The organism is Methylobacterium sp. A49B, assembly GCF_053346215.1.
Window position 1 is genome coordinate 17,889 of sequence record NZ_JBKFBO010000140.1, and the last position, 16,792, is coordinate 34,680.

Annotated in this window: 21 protein-coding genes; 11 read left to right on the forward strand and 10 right to left on the reverse strand. The window is 67.8% G+C overall.

The genetic code is table 11. From position 1 onward, the window contains the following. The first annotated feature begins 14 nt into the window (after positions 1-14). Positions 15-353 (forward strand): P-II family nitrogen regulator, encoded by a 339-nt coding sequence (locus tag ACLBX9_RS28865; RefSeq protein ID WP_010684316.1) that lies wholly within the window; start codon positions 15-17, stop codon positions 351-353. 172 nt (positions 354-525) lie between these two features. After that, positions 526-705: a DUF2735 domain-containing protein gene (locus tag ACLBX9_RS28870; protein WP_010684315.1), complete on the forward strand. Its 180-nt coding sequence runs from the start codon at positions 526-528 to the stop codon at positions 703-705. 306 nt (positions 706-1,011) lie between these two features. Here ACLBX9_RS28870 and ACLBX9_RS28875 read toward each other — a convergent pair whose 3' ends face one another. Further along, positions 1,012-2,046, reverse strand: coding sequence for a glutamine synthetase beta-grasp domain-containing protein (locus ACLBX9_RS28875; protein ID WP_447721318.1), 1,035 nt, complete (start codon positions 2,044-2,046; stop codon positions 1,012-1,014). 334 nt (positions 2,047-2,380) lie between these two features. On the opposite strand from ACLBX9_RS28875, the gene glnA reads away from it, so the two are divergent. The 5 genes from glnA to ACLBX9_RS28900 all read left to right on the forward strand — a co-directional run bounded on the left by glnA (position 2,381) and on the right by ACLBX9_RS28900 (position 5,913). Beyond that, complete coding sequence (glnA, locus tag ACLBX9_RS28880; RefSeq protein WP_010684313.1) at positions 2,381-3,790, forward strand: type I glutamate--ammonia ligase; 1,410 nt, start codon at positions 2,381-2,383, stop codon at positions 3,788-3,790. A 167-nt stretch (positions 3,791-3,957) separates the two neighbouring features. After that, complete coding sequence (locus tag ACLBX9_RS28885; protein ID WP_447721319.1) at positions 3,958-4,602, forward strand: RNase A-like domain-containing protein; 645 nt, start codon at positions 3,958-3,960, stop codon at positions 4,600-4,602. A gap of 1 nt (position 4,603) precedes the next feature. Then, on the forward strand, positions 4,604-4,882 hold the full coding sequence (locus ACLBX9_RS28890; RefSeq protein WP_447721320.1) for a hypothetical protein: 279 nt from the start codon (positions 4,604-4,606) through the stop codon (positions 4,880-4,882). Positions 4,883-4,895: 13 nt separating this feature from the next. Then, positions 4,896-5,234 carry a hypothetical protein gene (locus ACLBX9_RS28895; RefSeq protein ID WP_447721321.1) on the forward strand — a complete coding sequence of 113 codons (339 nt, stop codon included), beginning with the start codon at positions 4,896-4,898 and terminating at the stop codon, positions 5,232-5,234. Between the two features lie 40 nt (positions 5,235-5,274). Beyond that, the gene (locus ACLBX9_RS28900; RefSeq protein WP_447721322.1) at positions 5,275-5,913 is read left to right on the forward strand and encodes a VOC family protein; all 639 of its coding nucleotides are present in this window, start codon (positions 5,275-5,277) and stop codon (positions 5,911-5,913) included. Between the two features lie 163 nt (positions 5,914-6,076). On the opposite strand, the gene ACLBX9_RS28905 is transcribed toward ACLBX9_RS28900, so the two are convergent. Then, entirely contained in the window at positions 6,077-6,700 is a 624-nt protein-coding gene (locus ACLBX9_RS28905; protein WP_447721323.1) for a ribonuclease D, read from the reverse strand. Between the two features lie 86 nt (positions 6,701-6,786). On the opposite strand from ACLBX9_RS28905, the gene ACLBX9_RS28910 reads away from it, so the two are divergent. Next, positions 6,787-7,215 carry a cupin domain-containing protein gene (locus ACLBX9_RS28910; RefSeq protein WP_010684306.1) on the forward strand — a complete coding sequence of 143 codons (429 nt, stop codon included), beginning with the start codon at positions 6,787-6,789 and terminating at the stop codon, positions 7,213-7,215. Between the two features lie 29 nt (positions 7,216-7,244). Here ACLBX9_RS28910 and ACLBX9_RS28915 read toward each other — a convergent pair whose 3' ends face one another. Continuing rightward, positions 7,245-7,577, reverse strand: coding sequence for a WYL domain-containing protein (locus ACLBX9_RS28915; RefSeq protein ID WP_447721324.1), 333 nt, complete (start codon positions 7,575-7,577; stop codon positions 7,245-7,247). Between the two features lie 242 nt (positions 7,578-7,819). Then, a complete protein-coding gene (gene yddG / locus ACLBX9_RS28920; RefSeq protein ID WP_447721325.1) occupies positions 7,820-8,731 on the reverse strand; it encodes an aromatic amino acid exporter YddG in 912 nt (303 codons plus the stop codon). Between the two features lie 99 nt (positions 8,732-8,830). Between yddG and ACLBX9_RS28925 the strand changes: the two genes are divergently transcribed. Continuing rightward, a complete protein-coding gene (locus ACLBX9_RS28925) occupies positions 8,831-10,057 on the forward strand; it encodes a glycerophosphodiester phosphodiesterase family protein (RefSeq protein WP_447721326.1) in 1,227 nt (408 codons plus the stop codon). Positions 10,058-10,269: 212 nt separating this feature from the next. Here ACLBX9_RS28925 and ACLBX9_RS28930 read toward each other — a convergent pair whose 3' ends face one another. From ACLBX9_RS28930 to ACLBX9_RS28940, 3 genes are all read right to left on the reverse strand, one after another. Beyond that, positions 10,270-10,509: a hypothetical protein gene (locus ACLBX9_RS28930; RefSeq protein WP_447721327.1), complete on the reverse strand. Its 240-nt coding sequence runs from the start codon at positions 10,507-10,509 to the stop codon at positions 10,270-10,272. Between the two features lie 872 nt (positions 10,510-11,381). Then, complete coding sequence (gene phbB / locus ACLBX9_RS28935; RefSeq protein WP_010684300.1) at positions 11,382-12,110, reverse strand: acetoacetyl-CoA reductase; 729 nt, start codon at positions 12,108-12,110, stop codon at positions 11,382-11,384. A 113-nt stretch (positions 12,111-12,223) separates the two neighbouring features. Further along, entirely contained in the window at positions 12,224-13,408 is a 1,185-nt protein-coding gene (locus ACLBX9_RS28940) for an acetyl-CoA C-acetyltransferase (protein WP_447721328.1), read from the reverse strand. Positions 13,409-13,734: 326 nt separating this feature from the next. On the opposite strand from ACLBX9_RS28940, the gene phaR reads away from it, so the two are divergent. Next, complete coding sequence (phaR, locus tag ACLBX9_RS28945) at positions 13,735-14,325, forward strand: polyhydroxyalkanoate synthesis repressor PhaR (RefSeq protein WP_010684298.1); 591 nt, start codon at positions 13,735-13,737, stop codon at positions 14,323-14,325. A 600-nt stretch (positions 14,326-14,925) separates the two neighbouring features. Here the strand turns inward: phaR and rpmF are convergent. After that, a complete protein-coding gene (gene rpmF / locus ACLBX9_RS28950; RefSeq protein WP_003601373.1) occupies positions 14,926-15,114 on the reverse strand; it encodes a 50S ribosomal protein L32 in 189 nt (62 codons plus the stop codon). A gap of 227 nt (positions 15,115-15,341) precedes the next feature. On the opposite strand from rpmF, the gene ACLBX9_RS28955 reads away from it, so the two are divergent. Next, positions 15,342-15,707 carry a ComEA family DNA-binding protein gene (locus ACLBX9_RS28955; protein WP_010684296.1) on the forward strand — a complete coding sequence of 122 codons (366 nt, stop codon included), beginning with the start codon at positions 15,342-15,344 and terminating at the stop codon, positions 15,705-15,707. 5 nt (positions 15,708-15,712) lie between these two features. Here ACLBX9_RS28955 and ACLBX9_RS28960 read toward each other — a convergent pair whose 3' ends face one another. Further along, positions 15,713-16,405, reverse strand: coding sequence for a hypothetical protein (locus ACLBX9_RS28960; RefSeq protein WP_447721329.1), 693 nt, complete (start codon positions 16,403-16,405; stop codon positions 15,713-15,715). After that, a complete protein-coding gene (locus tag ACLBX9_RS28965; protein ID WP_010684294.1) occupies positions 16,402-16,704 on the reverse strand; it encodes a hypothetical protein in 303 nt (100 codons plus the stop codon). The genes ACLBX9_RS28960 and ACLBX9_RS28965 overlap by 4 nt, the downstream gene beginning before the upstream one ends. Between the last annotated feature and the right edge of the window lie 88 nt (positions 16,705-16,792).

The following is a 16,792-nucleotide window of genomic DNA, read 5'->3' on the forward strand; positions in this document are numbered from 1 at the left end:
CAGGCCCGAGCGGCATGAAGAAGATCGAAGCGATCATCAAGCCTTTCAAGCTCGACGAAGTGAAGGAGGCGCTCCAGGAGGTCGGCCTCCAGGGCATCACCGTCATCGAGGCGAAGGGTTTCGGCCGGCAGAAGGGCCATACCGAGCTCTATCGCGGGGCCGAATACGTCGTGGACTTCCTGCCGAAGGTGAAGCTGGAGATCGTGCTCTCCGACGCGCTGGTCGAGGGCGCGGTGGACGCGATCCGCAAGGCGGCCCAGACCGGCCGCATCGGCGACGGCAAGATCTTCGTGTCGACCATCGAGGAGGCGATCCGCATCCGCACCGGCGAGACCGGCACGGACGCGATCTGACCGGCGATTGCGCTTGGGCCAGCCGGCACGGTTCGGTGACTGCCTAAGTTTTCGCTCTGCACGAATGTCCGGCATCGGCGCTTTTCGCCATGGAGCGCCGCGTTCCGCACCCCACATCATCGGGAACGGCCGACGCGATCGGTCGCCGAGACCTGATGCAGGAGGATGTGCGATGGCCGGTACGGACCCGCGCGAGACGGCCAAGATCTACGATCTGTCCGCGTTCCGGCGCGCCCGCGCGACGCCCAGGACCATTACGGAGGCGAAGCCCGCCCCGACGCCGAGCTTCGGCGGCGGTGCGTGGTATCACGACGCTGCGATCCGCGAAGACGAGCGCCCGCGCCGGTCCTGAGCCGCAAGCCCTTTTCCCCGGGCGCATGCAGCGCCAGCGGAGTGCGATCCGGGATCCATCGTAAAACGTCGCAAAGCGGCTGCGCGTAACAAGCTGCGCCGCTCGCGCGGCGCGTCCTGTACCGGACCACCGTCCACTGCGTCCGGGAAAGGCGTGCGGCTCGTCGGGTGATTGGCAACGTCGCGCGGCGCTCGCAGCCAAACGTCCGGGCCGTACTGCCGGCAGCCACCTTTTGGAAGGCGCTCTCGAAACGGCGAAGCCGGACCCGAGGGCCCGGCTTCGTAGCGTCTGTCGAAGCTTCGCGTCTTACGCGGCTGCAGCGGCCTCGGTCGGCACGGAAGCGATCGTCTTCAGCACCTGCGAGGCGATCTGGTAGGGGTCGCCCTGCGAGTTCGGACGGCGGTCCTCCAGGTAGCCCTTGTAGCCGTTGTTGACGAAGGAGTGCGGCACGCGGATCGAGGCGCCGCGGTCGGCCACACCGTACGAGAACTCGTGGATCGAGGCGGTCTCGTGCTTGCCGGTCAGGCGCATGTGGTTGTCCGGACCGTAGACCGCGATGTGCTCCTCGCGGGCGTTCTTGAACGCCTCCATGAGCTTCTCAAAGTAGGCCTTGCCGCCGTGCTCGCGCATGAACGCGGTCGAGAAGTTGCAATGCATGCCCGACCCGTTCCAGTCGGTGTCGCCGAGCGGCTTGCAGTGGTACTCGACGTCGATGCCGTACTTCTCGCAGAGGCGCTGCAGGAGGTAGCGGGCCATCCACATCTCGTCGGCGGCCTTCTTGGAGCCCTTGCCGAAGATCTGGAATTCCCACTGGCCCTTGGCCACCTCGGCGTTGATGCCCTCGTGGTTGATGCCGGCATCGAGGCAGAGGTCGAGGTGCTCCTCGACGATCTTGCGGGCGACGTCGCCGACGTTCGAGTAGCCGACGCCGGTGTAGTACGGGCCCTGCGGCGCCGGGTAGCCGGAGGCCGGGAAGCCGAGCGGGCGGCCATCCTTGTACAGGAAGTACTCCTGCTCGAACCCGAACCATGCGCCGGCATCGTCCAGGATGGTGGCGCGCTTGTTGGACTCGTGCGGGGTCACGCCGTCCGGCATCATCACTTCGCACATCACCAGCACGCCGTTCTTACGGGCCGGGTCGGGGAAGTGGCGCACGGGCTTCAGCATGCAGTCGGAGCTGCCGCCCTCGGCCTGCTTCGTGGACGAGCCGTCGAAGCCCCACATGGGGAGCTGGTCGAGGGTCGGGAAGCTGTCGAAATCCTTGATCTGCGTCTTACCGCGGAGATTCGGGGTCGGCGTGTACCCGTCGAGCCATATGTACTCGAGCTTGTATTTGGTCATTCCGGTTCTCTCGTCCGTATCGATGCGCGACCGGGGCACCCCCTGGACAACGCGAACGGCTTGCCGCCTCGGCGACGGCCGATGCCGCCTTTGCACGGAGCGTGCCAGACGGCTCTTGCCGCGGGTCTGCCCGCGCTACACACGTGATTTCTCGATCACGGATCCGAGAGCGCGCGGCAAGGCGGCGCGATCAGCCCACCCGAAAGGCCGATTCCGCCGCTCGCCGGGTGGCAAGGGGCGCCCGCGCCAGATATCAAGCGCCGCTTGCCGGCGCGGCGAACCGGTTCGGACGCGCGACGAGAGAGTGTTCAGAAATCCCTGGAGGATGCCCACGATGACCACTGCGGCCGAGGTGCTGAAGACGATCCGGGACAACGACGTGCGCTACGTGGACTTCCGGTTCACCGACCCGCGCGGCAAGTGGCAGCATGTCACGTTCGACGTGTCGCTCATCGACGAGGAGATCTTCGACGAGGGCACCATGTTCGACGGCTCCTCGATCGCCGGCTGGAAGGCGATCAACGAGTCCGACATGCTCCTGATGCCGGATCCGGTGACCGCCACCCTGGATCCGTTCTTCTCGGCCGCGACGATGTCGATCGTCTGCGACGTGCTGGAGCCGGCCACCGGCGAGCCCTACGGGCGCGACCCCCGCGGCACCGCCAAGCGCGCTGAGGCCTACCTACAGCAGACCGGCATCGGCGACACGATCTATGTCGGCCCCGAGGCCGAGTTCTTCGTGTTCGACGACGTGAAGTTCGGCGCCGACCCGTACCGCACCGGCTTCGAGCTCGATTCCACCGAGCTGCCGACCAACGGCTTCACCGATTACGAGGGCGGCAACCTCGGCCACCGGGTGCAGACCAAGGGCGGCTACTTCCCGGTCCCGCCGCAGGATTCGGCCCAGGACATGCGCGGCGAGATGCTGGCCGCCATGCAGTCCATGGGCGTGAAGGTCGAGAAGCACCACCACGAGGTGGCCTCGGCCCAGCACGAGCTCGGCATGAAGTTCGACACGCTGACCCTGCTCGCCGACCACATGCAGATCTACAAGTACTGCATCCACAACGTGGCGCAGAGCTACGGCAAGTCGGCGACGTTCATGCCCAAGCCCGTCTACGGCGACAACGGCTCCGGCATGCACGTCCACCAGTCGATCTGGAAGGACGGCAAGCCGGTCTTCGCGGGCGACAAGTATGCCGGCCTGTCCCAGGAATGCCTCTGGTACATCGGCGGCATCATCAAGCACGCCAAGGCGCTCAACGCCTTCACCAACCCGTCGACCAACTCGTACAAGCGTCTGGTGCCGGGCTACGAGGCGCCGGTGCTGCTCGCGTACTCGGCGCGCAATCGCTCCGCCTCCTGCCGCATCCCGTGGACCAAGAGCCCGAAGGCCAAGCGCGTCGAGGTCCGCTTCCCCGACCCGATGGCGAACCCCTACCTCGCCTTCTCGGCGCTGCTGATGGCCGGCCTCGACGGCATCCGCAACAAGATCGACCCGGGCCCGGCCATGGACAAGGACCTCTACGAGCTGCCCCCGCGGGAGCTGAAGAAGATCCCGACCGTGTGCGGTTCGCTCCGCGAGGCCCTCACCAGCCTCGACAGGGACCGGGCCTTCCTCAAGGAGGGCGGCGTGTTCTCGGACGACCAGATCGACTCGTTCATCGAGCTGAAGATGACCGAGGTGCTGCGCTACGAGATGACCCCGCACCCGATCGAGTTCGTGCAGTACTACTCGCTGTGAGGTGAGAGGGGGGCCGGGCGTGATGCCCGGCCCCGCTCGTGACCGGTGTTGGCCGTGTCACTCACCCGCACCTTCCCCATTTCGAGAACAAAACAAAAACATTGTTGATCTACAAGACAATTATCCTATCGTAGGCCCTGCGCTTTTGGCGAGGGTAATTCATGTGCTTGAAAGAGACCTTCGTCGCCCGGACGCAATGGCAGCTTGTAGCCCTTCGCGTAGAGGTAAAGCTACTTCGGCTCGGACTAGTACTACACGCCTACAATCCCAGCCAACCACGCGTGCCGGCCGGTCAGCCAGACGGTGGCCAGTGGACACATGAGGGCGGTATTGGAGAAGTTGCAACCGGCGATGATGCGCATTTCATCCTCGTGGGCAATGACGATCAGAAGTACAGAGTCGATCTGAAAGCTGAAGAAGGTCGAGGCGGACACACTCTCGGGAAGCACGTTGGCAAATCCGACGACGAATTGTTCGAACGCGTGCGGAAATCTCAGTGGCGCTCTTGGATTGCCCATGGAGGAATGCGGCGAAATGGGAGCTTTGATTCTATCGAATCAGCCAATGATCTGGTGAATCAGACACTTGCGTCCAACCAAGAGGCCGTTGATCGCGTCGCATCCGGCTTAGATGATCGCAAATTTATTACTAGGTCGTTCGACCATAAAACTGGAAGGGAGGCTTACAGCACAGACGAAGGCGTCGTCTACATGCGCAACACACGCAATGCCGGCGTCGAATTAAGACATGACCCCACCTCTCCGCGAGGATTCCGCATACGAACCGCCTATCCTTTAACGGAGGGAGACTGAGATGAAATTGTCGACTGAATTTCTTGAGTTTAGTTTGCAGTTCTATCAAGATATTTTGGACGATGTATCCAGCGAAGACGAGATGATTGATACGGTGCTGTCTCCCCTGAAAGACGAGGGAAAGCGAATAAATTTGCGGAAATATTTGGATACGATCACCAGCTATCAGATTTCTGACGAAGAATTAAAAAAACTGTGGTGGTCGTCATCTGCCGATGTCGTGTTCCACGATGGCGCCGCGCTCAGAACCTTCCTCAGAAAGGTGCGGGACAGGTTATGACGCGAGAGCATTCGTGAGCCGGCGGAGCAAGCTGATCAACCGGGCGCAGCGGAAGTCGGGGCGTTTGCCCGCGACACCCGAATTCATCCGCTTCGGTGAGCGGTTCAATCAGAGCATCGACTATCTGTACGGGTCGTTGGAGGAAGCCACTGCCGCGATTCTCAGCAGCTTCAAGGGTGAGGATCGGCGTCGCCTGCGCGATTTCGTCGCCTCGATCCTGGCGAGCGACCTGACGCCGGACGAACAGATGAAACTCTGGGCCAGAGCCTGCACGGATTGGCGTTTCCGCGGCCCGGACGATCTCAGGCGCTTCCTGACCCAGGTCCATCTCGACCTGCGGAAGGGCCTGTGACACGGCAGCGTCTCAATCATCCAAGACAGCGTATGCGCGCATGCTCACCCTCGACCACCTCGCCGTCGTCGCCCCGAACCTCGCCGAGGGCGTCGCGCATGTCCGCGACTGCCTCGGCCTCTCCATGCCGGAGGGCGGCCGCCATCGGGAGATGGGCACCCGCAACCACCTGCTGCGCCTCGGAGCGGCCACGTTCCTGGAGGTGATCGCCGTCGATCCGGAGACACTCGTCCCGGCACGCGCCCGCTGGTTCGGCCTGGGCGACGCCGCGCAGGTGCGGGCGGACTGGGATTCGGGCCGGCGGCTGCGCGGGTTCGTCGCCCGCACGGACGACCTCGACGGCGTGCTCGCCGCCCATGGCGACCTGCTCGGGCAGGCCGCCACCATGACCCGCGGCGCCCTGGCGTGGCGCTTCGGCGTGCGCCCGGACGGAGCTTGGCCGGCGGACGGCGCCGCGCCGTATGTGATGGATTGGGGTCCTCGTGGTAGCCCCGCCGCGTCGATGCCGGACCTCGGCGCCCGCCTTGAGGCCGTCGTCCTGACGCATCCGGATCCGGACGCGGTGACGCAGCTTCACGCCGCACTCGGCCTCGCCGATCCCCCGACCATCGTGGATGGCCCCGGCCCGCGCTGGAGCGCACGGATCACGACGCCCTCCGGCACCCGGACGCTGACTTGACGACGGACCCTCCTCGCCGGCCTGATCGGGATGGTGACCGGCGAGGAGGGCCTGGCCGGGACTCGGAGGCCGCGGCGCAGGCAGCCTAGCAGTGGCGTTTCGCGGCGCGGTGACAGGAAAGGCTCACCCGGTACGGGAATCGCGCAGGATCCCGCCGAAACGGTCATGTGTGCGCGAAGATGTCGGTCTCGGGCCAGCCGTCGAGGTCGAGGCGGGCGCGGGTCGGCAGGAAGGCGAAGCAGGAAGCGGCGAGGTCGGTGCGACCCTCGCGCGCCAGCATGGCGTCGAGCCGCTCGCGGGCGGCGTGGAGGTGGAGCACGTCGGAGGCCGCGTAGTCGAGCTGCGCCTGCGACAGGCTCTCGGCGCCCCAGTCGGAGGATTGCTGCTGCTTGGACAAATCGACGCCGACGAGTTCGCGGACCACGTCCTTGAGCCCGTGCCGGTCGGTATAGGTGCGGGCGAGCTTCGAGGCGATCTTGGTGCAGTAGACCGGCTGCGGCATCACCCCGAACGCCTTGAACAGCACCGCCACGTCGAAGCGGGCGAAGTGGAAGATCTTCAGGATTCCGGGATCGGCCAGGACGCGCTTGAGCACGGCCGGCTCGGGGCCGGCCTGCGGGATCTGCACCACGTCGGCGGTCCCATCGCCGGTGGAGATCTGCACCACGCAGAGCCGGTCGCGGTGCGGGTTCAGCCCCAGGGTCTCGGTGTCGATGGCCACCGCCCGGCCGGCGTCGTAGTCGGCGGGCAGGTCGCCGCGGTGGAGGCGTACAATCGGGCTCGGCATGATGTGAGGACCTTGAGGGTTTTCGGCCGGTAGCATCGGTGCCAAGTGGCGGCAAGCCGCGGACGGTCCGCGGCAGGGAGGCGTACATGACTGCGGCCGAGGTGATCGCAACCCTGGGATTGAAGCCGCACCCGGAGGGGGGCCACTACCGCGAGACGTTCCGCGATCCGCGCACCGTCGAAGGCCGCTCGGTCGGCACGGCGATCTACTTCCTGCTGGATCTCGGCGAGGTCTCCGCCTGGCACCGGGTCGACGCCACCGAGATCTGGCACTGGCATGCGGGCGCGCCGCTGGTGATCACCACGAGCCCGAACGGGCACGACGCCGAAGCGCGGCATCTCGGTCCTGACCTCACCGCCGGCCAGCGCCCGCAATGCGTGGTTCCGGCCGGCCATTGGCAGACCGCCACCAGCCTCGGGGCCTGGACGCTCGTCGGCTGCACGGTCTCGCCGGGCTTCGACTTCTCAGGTTTCGAGATGGCGCCGCCGGACTGGCGGCCGACGCCGCGGGGTTAAGGTCTGATTGGGTCCGTCTCACGACGGGCTCACGCTCTCTCAAGCCGCATCCGCGATCTCCAAGGCTTCCAGATAGGCCCGCAATAGGGAGGCCCGTCCCGGCCGGAAGCTGCCGCTCTGGCGACGCGCTTCGACGATGCGATCAATCTCCGAAACATCCGGGACGCCGCGCGCAGGCGGCACCACGCCAGGACGACCAGGCGCCCCTCCGTGTAGATGATCGCCTGCGGCGGGATCGACCGCTGCGTGACTGACCCGTGTTCGTCCGTATAGTCGATGGTGAAGGCTTCCTCCCGCCAGCACGCCCGCCGGATCGCTCCGAGGCTCGGCGGGGGCGTGTAGCGCGCGTCGGGGCGGTACACCTTCGATACAGCGTGGAACAGGTGGTCTTCGCGGTCGCCCGGCAGGATCGCCGCTCTACGAAATGCTCACGGATCGGTTCGGCGTGACGTGGGTCCCGGACGTGATGGCTCCGTGAACGGATCTGCCTGCCGGCAGACGAGCGGACGACTGTTCGCGCTCCGGCCGCGCAGCTGAAACGTAGGGCGATCGAGCGGGCGTTCGGAAGTAGCCATCCCTCGGTCGAGGCGGCGGGCCACTTCTCCTACGCACGCCGCACCGCCCGCGAGGCCTGCACCGCCGTGAGCGCGCCGGCCACGATAAGAAGGCAGGCGAGCGCCAGGACGGGACTCGGGCTGGCATAGCCCGTCGCTACCAGGATCAGCGTCGAGAGGACTGGCGCCGCATAGGCGGTGACCCCGAGCAACCGGACGTCCCCGCGCTTGCAGCCGATGTCCCAGAGATAGAACGCGGCACCCACCGGCCCGAGGCCGAGGAGCAGCACCGCGCCCCACTGGACGGCGTCGGCCGGCCAGACCGTCGTCTCGAAGGCCAGGTGGCAGACGAGGCTCAGCGCGGCCGTGACGAGGCAGAAGCCCGCCACTGCGTCGGTCGGCACCTGCCCGACCCGGGCGGAGAGCACCGAGTAACCCGCCCAGACGAAGGCCGCCGCCAGGGAGGCGGCGTAGCCCGGCAACGCGCCCGCGGCGAAGTCCAGGTCGCCCCGGCCGGCGAACAGGGCGGCGACGCCGGCAAGGCCCAGAACCGCGCCGGCGAGATGGCCCCGGCGCAAGCCCCCCGAGCCCGGCAGGCGGGCGGAGAACAGCACGATGAGCAGCGGCCAGAGATAGTTGATCAGCCCGGCCTCGGCCGGCGGCGCGAGCCGGAGCGCGCTGAAGTAGAGCGCGTGGTAGCCGAACAGGCCGCCGACGCCGAGCAGCCAGACCGGCCAGGGCTGGACCAGAACCCGCGCGCGGCTCGGACGGGCGATCCAGGTGGCGCAGCCGCACAGGCCGCCGACCAGGAAAGTCATGGCGGCGAGTTGAAACGGCGGCACCGTGCCGGAGGCGGCGGTGAACAGGGCGAGGAGCGACCACAGCAGGATCGCGCCGAACCCCGCGATCGTGGCGGACGCGTTCGGCGTGCGGGCGGCGGAGATTGATGCGGACCGGCTCATGCCCCGCGGCTATCATGCGGCATCCGAGTCGGCGAGGCCGGGGTCACCCGGCTGTCACCGCCGCTCTTTACCGGCGGCTCGGAACGGGGGAGATCTGCGATGCGTGCGATCCTGGCAGCGGTGGCGCTGATCCTGGCGGTCGGGCCGGCACGAGCCGGCGAAGCCGCGCAACTGGGCCCCCGGCCGTTCTACCTCGTCGACCAGCTCAAGCCCGGCCCCCTCAAGGACAAGCTCGCCGCTTGCGGGGTCGACCGGACCTACACGCCCAGGACCTTCTCGATCTCGCACCGGGGCGCGCCGCTCATGTTCCCCGAGCACACCCGCGAGGGGCTGATCGCTGCCGACCGGATGGGGGCCGGGATCATCGAGTGCGACGTGGCCTTTACCAAAGACCGCCAGCTCGTCTGCCGCCACAGCCAGTGCGATCTGCACACCACCACCGACATCCTGGCCCGGCCCCAGCTCGCGGCGAAATGCAGCCAAGGCTTCACGCCGGCCGATCCGGCCAGGGGCCGCAAGGCCTCGGCCAAGTGCTGCACCAGCGACCTGACCCTCGACGAGTTCAAGTCGCTCAACGGCAAGATGGACGCGGCCGACCCCGAGGCCACGACGGTGGCCGCCTACCTGAACGCGACGCCGCGCTGGCGCACGGATCTGTACGCCACCACCGGCACGCTCATGTCCCACAAGGAGTACATCGCCCTGGTGAAGGGCATGGGCCGGAAGTTCACCCCCGAGCTGAAGGCGCCGCAGGTCCCGATGCCCTTCGACGGCACCTACACCCAGGACATGTACGCGCAGCAGCTGATCGACGAGTACAGGCAGGCCGGCATCCCGGCCGCGGACGTCTACCCGCAGAGCTTCCAGCTCCGGGACATCCTGTACTGGCTGGACAAGGACCCGGATTTCGGCCGTCAGGCGATCTTCCTCGACAACCGCGACGAGACCACCCAGGGCTTCGACCCGGAGAAGGCCGCCACGTGGCAGCCCGGCATGGCCGAGCTGGCGCAGAAGGGCGTCCGGATCCTGTCCCCGCCCCTGTGGATGCTGGTCCGCCCGGGACCGGGCGATACGATCGAGCCCTCCACCTATGTGCGGGCAGCGAAGCAGGCGGGCCTTGACCTGATCGCTTGGTCGCTGGAGCGGTCGGGGCCGCTGAAGGATGGCGGGGGCTACTATTATCAGTCGATCAAGCCGGTGGTGACCGGGGACGGCGACATCCTTCGACTCCTCGACGTGCTGCACGGGCAGGTCGGCGTCCGGGGCGTCTTCTCCGACTGGCCGGCGACCACGACCTTCTACGCCAACTGCGTCGGCGCGCCGTAGCGGGCTCAGTCGGCCCAGAGGGCCACCAGGGCGAAGAAGCCGGCCATCGCGACGTTGACGACGACGCAGCCGGCGATGATCAAGTCGAGCGCCATGGTGGCCTCGAAGGTGGGGCACTAGAGCGGGAACGGGATCGGAGCCTGGCCGAGCCGCGGGCACGGCTGTCCGGCGAGCCCCGCGGATCGTCCGCGCGGGCCGTGCCGGATGTCGCCTCAGGACGGGCCGAGCACCCGCATGAGGTCGAACAGGTAGTCGGCGCTCAGCGGTTTCCACCCGAGCCGTCGCCGGATCAGGCCGTAGCCCACACAGAGCACCGCGGCGCAGCCGATCACGGCCAGCGTGAACCATACGAGATCGCCGCTGGCGAAACCCACCGCGGCTCCGAACAAGGACGTCGCCACGAAGATGATCCGGCTCGGATGGCCCGGGCCGCGCGTCGTCACGTCAGACATGGGAACCTCCTTCGATCCGGGTCAGCGGGCGCGGCAGTTGAGGCCGAACCACGTCGGGGTCCGGCGATCCATGCCGCTCGGCCAGCTGGGCTTGCCGGTGGAGGGTGCTGTTGGCCTGGGCGACGGCGCGCTGCCGGTGCAGGCCCGGGGTGCAGGCCGCGGCCATCGCGATCTTCGCGGCCGTCGGAAGGCGGTGAGGACGGCGTTGCCCAGACGCGCCGGCGGACAGCGTAGACAAAGGACGGTGGTCGCGAACAGATTGAACGTCGTCTTTACCGTAACACTGCTGGGTCATGATACGTGTGGCCCGGTCTCCTGTCGGCGCGGCCATCCGCGACCCGACGGAACGAGACCTAGACCGACCTGCACGGGTTGTTCGTGCCCCAGAGCACGTGAACAATCCCGTCCGGCGGGCAAAACCGTGCACACGGAACCGACGCATTGGGAAAACCCGCGCCGTCCCATGACAGGCGCGATCAGATTACCGTCATCTGACGCTGAGCTGCCGCGGTTCCGGAATGAGTACCGGCGCACATTCGAACAGATTTCTTCTGTGAAGCCTGTCCGACCTGAATTTTCCAATCCTCAGCCTCATCCTGAGGTGCCCGCGCCAGCGGGCCTCGAAGGAGGGCTCCAGGGATCTCTGCGGGTTCTGGAGGCCTCCTTCGAGGCCTCCGCTGCGCTCCGGCGCCTCAGGATGAGGGCGCGGACTGGAGACCGGCCACCGCCGAACGCACCGGGCTTTCGACATCAGACAGGCTGTCAGATCTCGAGGGACTCGGCCGGAGCACGCCGCACGCAGGGTCGCTCAAACAACAACGGGCGCGCCGGCCTCGGCCGCACGCGCCCGCAGGACGATCCGGTCGCGACGATCAGACGAAGTGCTGGCCGCCGTTGATGGTCAGCGTCGAGCCGTTCACGAACCCGGCCTCGTCGCTCGCCAGATACTCGACCGCGTGGGCGATCTCGTCGGCCTCGCCGAGGCGGCCGGTCGGGATCGTGGAGATGATCTTGTTCCGGATTTCCTCCGGCACCGCCATCACCATCTCGGTGGCGATGTAGCCCGGGGCCACCACGTTCACCGTGATGCCCTTGGAGGCGCTCTCCTGCGCCAGGGCCTTGGCGAAGCCGATCACGCCGGCCTTGGCGGCCGAGTAGTTGGTCTGGCCGGCCTGGCCCTTCTGGCCGTTGATCGACGAGATGATGATGATGCGGCCGAAGTTGCGGCTGCGCATGCCCTCGATCAGCGGCCGCGTGCAGGTGAACATCGAGTCGAGGTTGGTCTTGATGACCGCCTGCCACTTGTCGAAGGTCATCTTGTGGAAGGCGCCGTCCCGGGTGATGCCGGCGTTGTTCACCAGGACGTCGATCGGGCCGACCTCGGACTCGATCGCCTTGATGCCGGCCTCGCAGCTCGCGAGATCGCCCACGTCGAACTTGAAGACCGGGATTCCGGTCTCGGCCTTGAAGGCGTTGGCGGCCTCGTCGTTGCCGCCGTAATTGGCGGCGACCTTGTAGCCCCTGTCCTTGAGCCGCTTCGAGATCGCCGCGCCGATACCGCGGGTGCCGCCCGTGACGAGGGCGACGCGTCCTTGAGCCATTGTTTCCTCCTGTTCGCATCCCGTGATGCCGCGTGCGGATGGCGTCCGCACGCGAATTTTTCTGATCTTGGCCTTAAGTCTAAATTGTCGATCGGGCCGACGTTACAGACCGATCACGTCCGCTCGACACACATCGCGACACCCATGCCGCCGCCGATACACAGCGTGGCAAGGCCCTTCTTGGCATCGCGCCGCTTCATCTCGTGCAGCAGGGTGACGAGGACGCGGGCGCCCGAGGCGCCGATCGGGTGGCCGATGGCGATGGCGCCGCCGTTGACGTTCACCTTGGCGTCGTCCCAGCCCATGTCCTTGTTCACGGCGAGCGCCTGCGCCGCGAAGGCCTCGTTGGCCTCGATCAGGTCGAGGTCGGACGGCTTCCAGCCGGCCTTGTCCAGGGCCTTGCGGGAGGCGGGGATCGGCCCGGTGCCCATGATCTTCGGGTCGACGCCCGCGGTCGCCCAGGACTTGATCCTGGCGAGCGGGGTCAGGCCGCGGCGCTCGGCCTCGGAGGCCGACATCAGCACGATGGCCGCCGCGCCGTCGTTGAGGCCCGAGGCGTTGGCGGCCGTGACGGTGCCCTCCTTCGAGAAGGCGGGCTTCAGCTTGGCCATCGCCTCGATGGTGGCACCGTCGCGGATGTACTCGTCGGTGTCGACGACCGTGTCGCCCTTCTTGCCCGGGACGGTGACGGGGACGATCTCGTCCTTGAAGCGCCCCTCCTTGCGGGCGGCCTCGGCCTTGTTCTGCGAGCGGGTCGCGAACTGGTCCTGCTGCTCGCGGGTGAGCTGGAAGGCCTGGGCGACGTTCTCGGCGGTCTGGCCCATGTGGTAGCCGTTGAAGGCGTCCCAGAGCCCGTCCTTGATCATGGTGTCGACGAGCTTGAGGTCGCCCATCTTCTGGCCGCCGCGCAGGTACTGCGCGTGGGGCGAGAGCGACATCGACTCCTGGCCGCCCGCCACGATGACCTTGGCGTCGCCGTTGGCGATCTGCTGCATGCCGATGGCGACCGTGCGCAGGCCCGAGCCGCAGACCTGGTTGAGGCCCCAGGCGGTGGCCTTCTCGGGGATGCCGGCCTTGATGGCGGCCTGCCGGGCGGGGTTCTGGCCGGCGCCGGCGGTCAGAACCTGGCCGAAGATCACCTCGTCGACGTCGTCGGGCGAGACCTTGGCGCGCTCCAGGGCGGCCTTGATCGCCGTTGCGCCGAGCTCGTGGGCCGGCACAGCGCCGAAGGCGCCGCCGAACGAGCCGACCGGCGTGCGCGCGGCGCCGACGATGACGATCTCTTCGTTGCCTGCCATGTGAACGTTCTCCTCTCGCGAGCCGGCGCGCCTTCCGATGTCCGGGCGCGCTCTGAAGCCGGACCTCGGATGAAGGGCGCCGGATCGGCGAAGTCAAGGTTGTCGAACAAGACGCGAAAAGGCGTGGATGACGCGATCGCGAGACTGAAATGGCGCAGAGCGGCCGGATCGCCTGCATTATTCTGCGCTGAACAGTTGCAGTTTGCTGTTTTCTGCGCCCTTGGAAGGCTTTAAGGATCGTGTTGCGGGCGCGAAGACGGCCCCGCCGGGCCGCATGGTCTGCCCGCCACGCCCCTTAGGTCCCGAGTCCAGAAAGGCCGTTCCCGATGGCGGATACCGTCAAGGCCACCCAGACCGTCATCAAGAAGTACGCCAACCGGCGCCTCTATCACACCGGCACCTCGACCTACGTGACGCTGGAGGACCTCGCCACGATGGTCCAGAACGGCGAGGATTTCGTCGTCTACGACGCGCGCACCGGCGACGACATCACCCGCTCGGTGCTCACGCAGATCATCTTCGAGCAGGAGAACAAGGCGGGCGCGGAGAATCTGCTTCCGGTGGCCTTCCTGCGCCAGCTGATCCGCTTCTACGGCGACAGCATGCGCACGATGGTGCCGAGCTTCCTGGAATTCTCGATGGCGAATTTCGCCAAGGACCAGGACGGGCTGCGCGAGAAATTCGCCCAGAGCTTCGGGCCGGCCGCGTTCCAGAACGCGATCGAGCAGCAGGTCCGCACCAACATGAACTTCTTCGGCGACGCCATGAAGATGTTTACCGGCTTCGCGCCGCCCGCCGCCGGGGCGCATCCGTCGGCTCCCGCGGCCCCCGCCTCCTATGCCGGTGGCGAGCTGGACGACCTGAAGCGCCAGATGCTGGAGATGCAGCAGCGGCTAGAGGCGCTCGCAAAGAAATAATGATCGCCGGCTCGGCGGTATCGATGGTTGACGATTAGTAAACGCCGGCCCCATCTTTGCGACATCGGCACGGAAACGTGCGGAGGGCGCGGCGATGGTGCGGATCGAAACAGGCAGCCGTCCCGGGCCGGCACAGGTCCGGCCCACGCGCCGCGTGCCCGACGCGACAGAGCCGGCGCCACAGGCGGGCACGCGGCCACCACACGGAACCGCCGCATCGTCCGCAGAGCGGGCACTCGTCGTGATCGATGGGGGACGATCCGAGGAGGCCGGCAGACCTGCGACAGCGGAGCGCGCGGCCGCGGGAAAGCCTCGCGCCGGCTTCGTCGCACAACTGCTCACGGCCGGAGACCCGACGCTGCTACCGTCGCGCCTGGAACGGACCCGGATGGCCGCCGCGTCCTACGCGGAGACCGCGCGGCGCCTCGCGTGAGACGGCGCGGCGACGGTCTTCGATCCGCTCCGAAAGCAGCGAAGTCTTAGAGACACGTCCACGTCATTCCGGGACTGCGCAGCAGGGCCCGGAACGACGGACCGGCGACCCGTCTCGCGTCTTCGAGGATGGCGGCTGCCTGAGGACGGCGGCCGCCGCGCCGCGGCTCAGGCCTCGGCGGACTTCACCTTGAGGACCTGACGGCCGCGATACATGCCGGTCTTCAGGTCGATGTGGTGCGGACGGCGCAGTTCGCCCGAATCCTTGTCCTCCACGTAGGTCGGCGCCTTCAGGGCGTCGGCCGAGCGGCGCATGCCGCGGCGGGAGGGGGAAGTCTTTCGCTTCGGAACGGCCATGGTGATGATCCTTCGTGACGCCGCGGACAAAGCGGCGCGCGGGCGGCTCCTCGATGGAGGATCGCCTCGCACACCGCAGGATACGGATGAGGGCGGGCTTATAGCCCTGGGGCAGGCCCGTGGCTAGAGGCGCCGGAGCACAACCGTTAAGCGCGGGTTCAACCGGGACAGCCCAAACCTGAGGTGACGGTGCCGCGCTGCGGACCGCGACTCTCGGGAGTACCACCATGGCTTCCCCCACCAAGACGCTCGCCCTCCTCGCCCTTCTCTCGAGTCTGGTCGCGGCGCCCGCGCTCGCTCAGGCCCCGGCGCCGCAGGCCCCCAGCGCGGCGTCCCCTGCCGCGCCCGCCAAGCCCGTGGCGCCGAGCGCCCCGGTCGCCGGCTCGCCGAACGCCGCCAAGGGCGCGCTCATCGACCTCAACAGCGCCAGCGCCGAGGAACTCGACGCGCTGCCCGGGGTCGGCTCCGCGCGCGCCGCAGCGATCATCAAGGGCCGCCCCTATCGCGGAAAAGACGATCTGGTCTCCAAGAAGATCATCCCGGCGAACGTCTACGACGGCATCAAGGACAAGGTCATCGCCAAGCAGAAGTAGCCGCCCTACTCGGCGATCGCCCCCTGCGGCATGGAGAAGCCGGGGGGCGTCTTCTCGGCCGCCTTCGGCGCCGCGCGCCGGGCGGGGGCCTTCTTGCGGGCCTCCGCCTTGGGCGCCTTCACGGCGGGTGGCTCGTCGCAGGCCTTGAAGGCGAGCTTCGCCAGAGGCGTACCCTCCTCTGTCACGATGACGATCGGATCGGGCAGCGCCGGCAGGGCCGCCTGCCAGTGGATCGGGCCGCCCAGCATGGCCTCGATGCCCGCCGGGGCGCCGCCGCGCCGCAGCGTGGTGAAATCCGGACCGTAGGCCGTCGCGACCTTCCCGGCGATCACGACCTGCAGGACCTCGTTGACCTCGGGCGTCAGGGGTCGGAGCGGGTTCGTCGTGCGGATCTCCCCGGCCCGGGTGATCACCATCTTGAACCCCTTGCCGTTCTCGAAGCGCGCCGCCCGGCTGCCGCAGGGCTGCTCGGCGGCGGGCGCGGCCGCCGGCGTGGGGTTCGGGGCCTGCGGCGGAGGCGGCGTCGAAGCGGATGGCGTGTCGGCGGGTGCCGGTGCGGCCTGGGCGGGTGCGGTCTGGACGGGTGCGGCCCGGGCAGCTGCCGGCCGGGCCGCCCCGTCGGGCGCGCCCAGCGCGGCCGACGGGGCGGCTGGTGCGGCGAGCACGAGGGCGGCCGCGAGGCGGGCGAACGGCCTCACTGTCCGGCCTCCGTCCGATCGCGCCGCGACGCCTCCCCCCGGTCCGCCCGGCCGAGCTTTCTGATCGGTTCCAATTCGTTCGCTTCCAGGTCGAGCACGTGGGGATCGAGCACCTGCGCGCTGCGGTCGATGGGGCTCCTGCGCGTGCCGACCGAACCGAGGACGAGGTCCTCGTGCTCGACGTCGAGCTCGGTCTCCAGACGCAGCGGCGCGCGCCGGCTCCGGGTCACCATCGAGACGACGGACACCACGGCGACGGCGAAGATCAGTATCGCCAGGACGATCAGCAGGCGCTCCATGCTGCGCGCAGCTCTAACCCGCGCGGAGGGCCGCCGTCACCCCACCGTCACGCGCGGAACGCTCCTTGCGTGGTGCGCTGGACCGGGT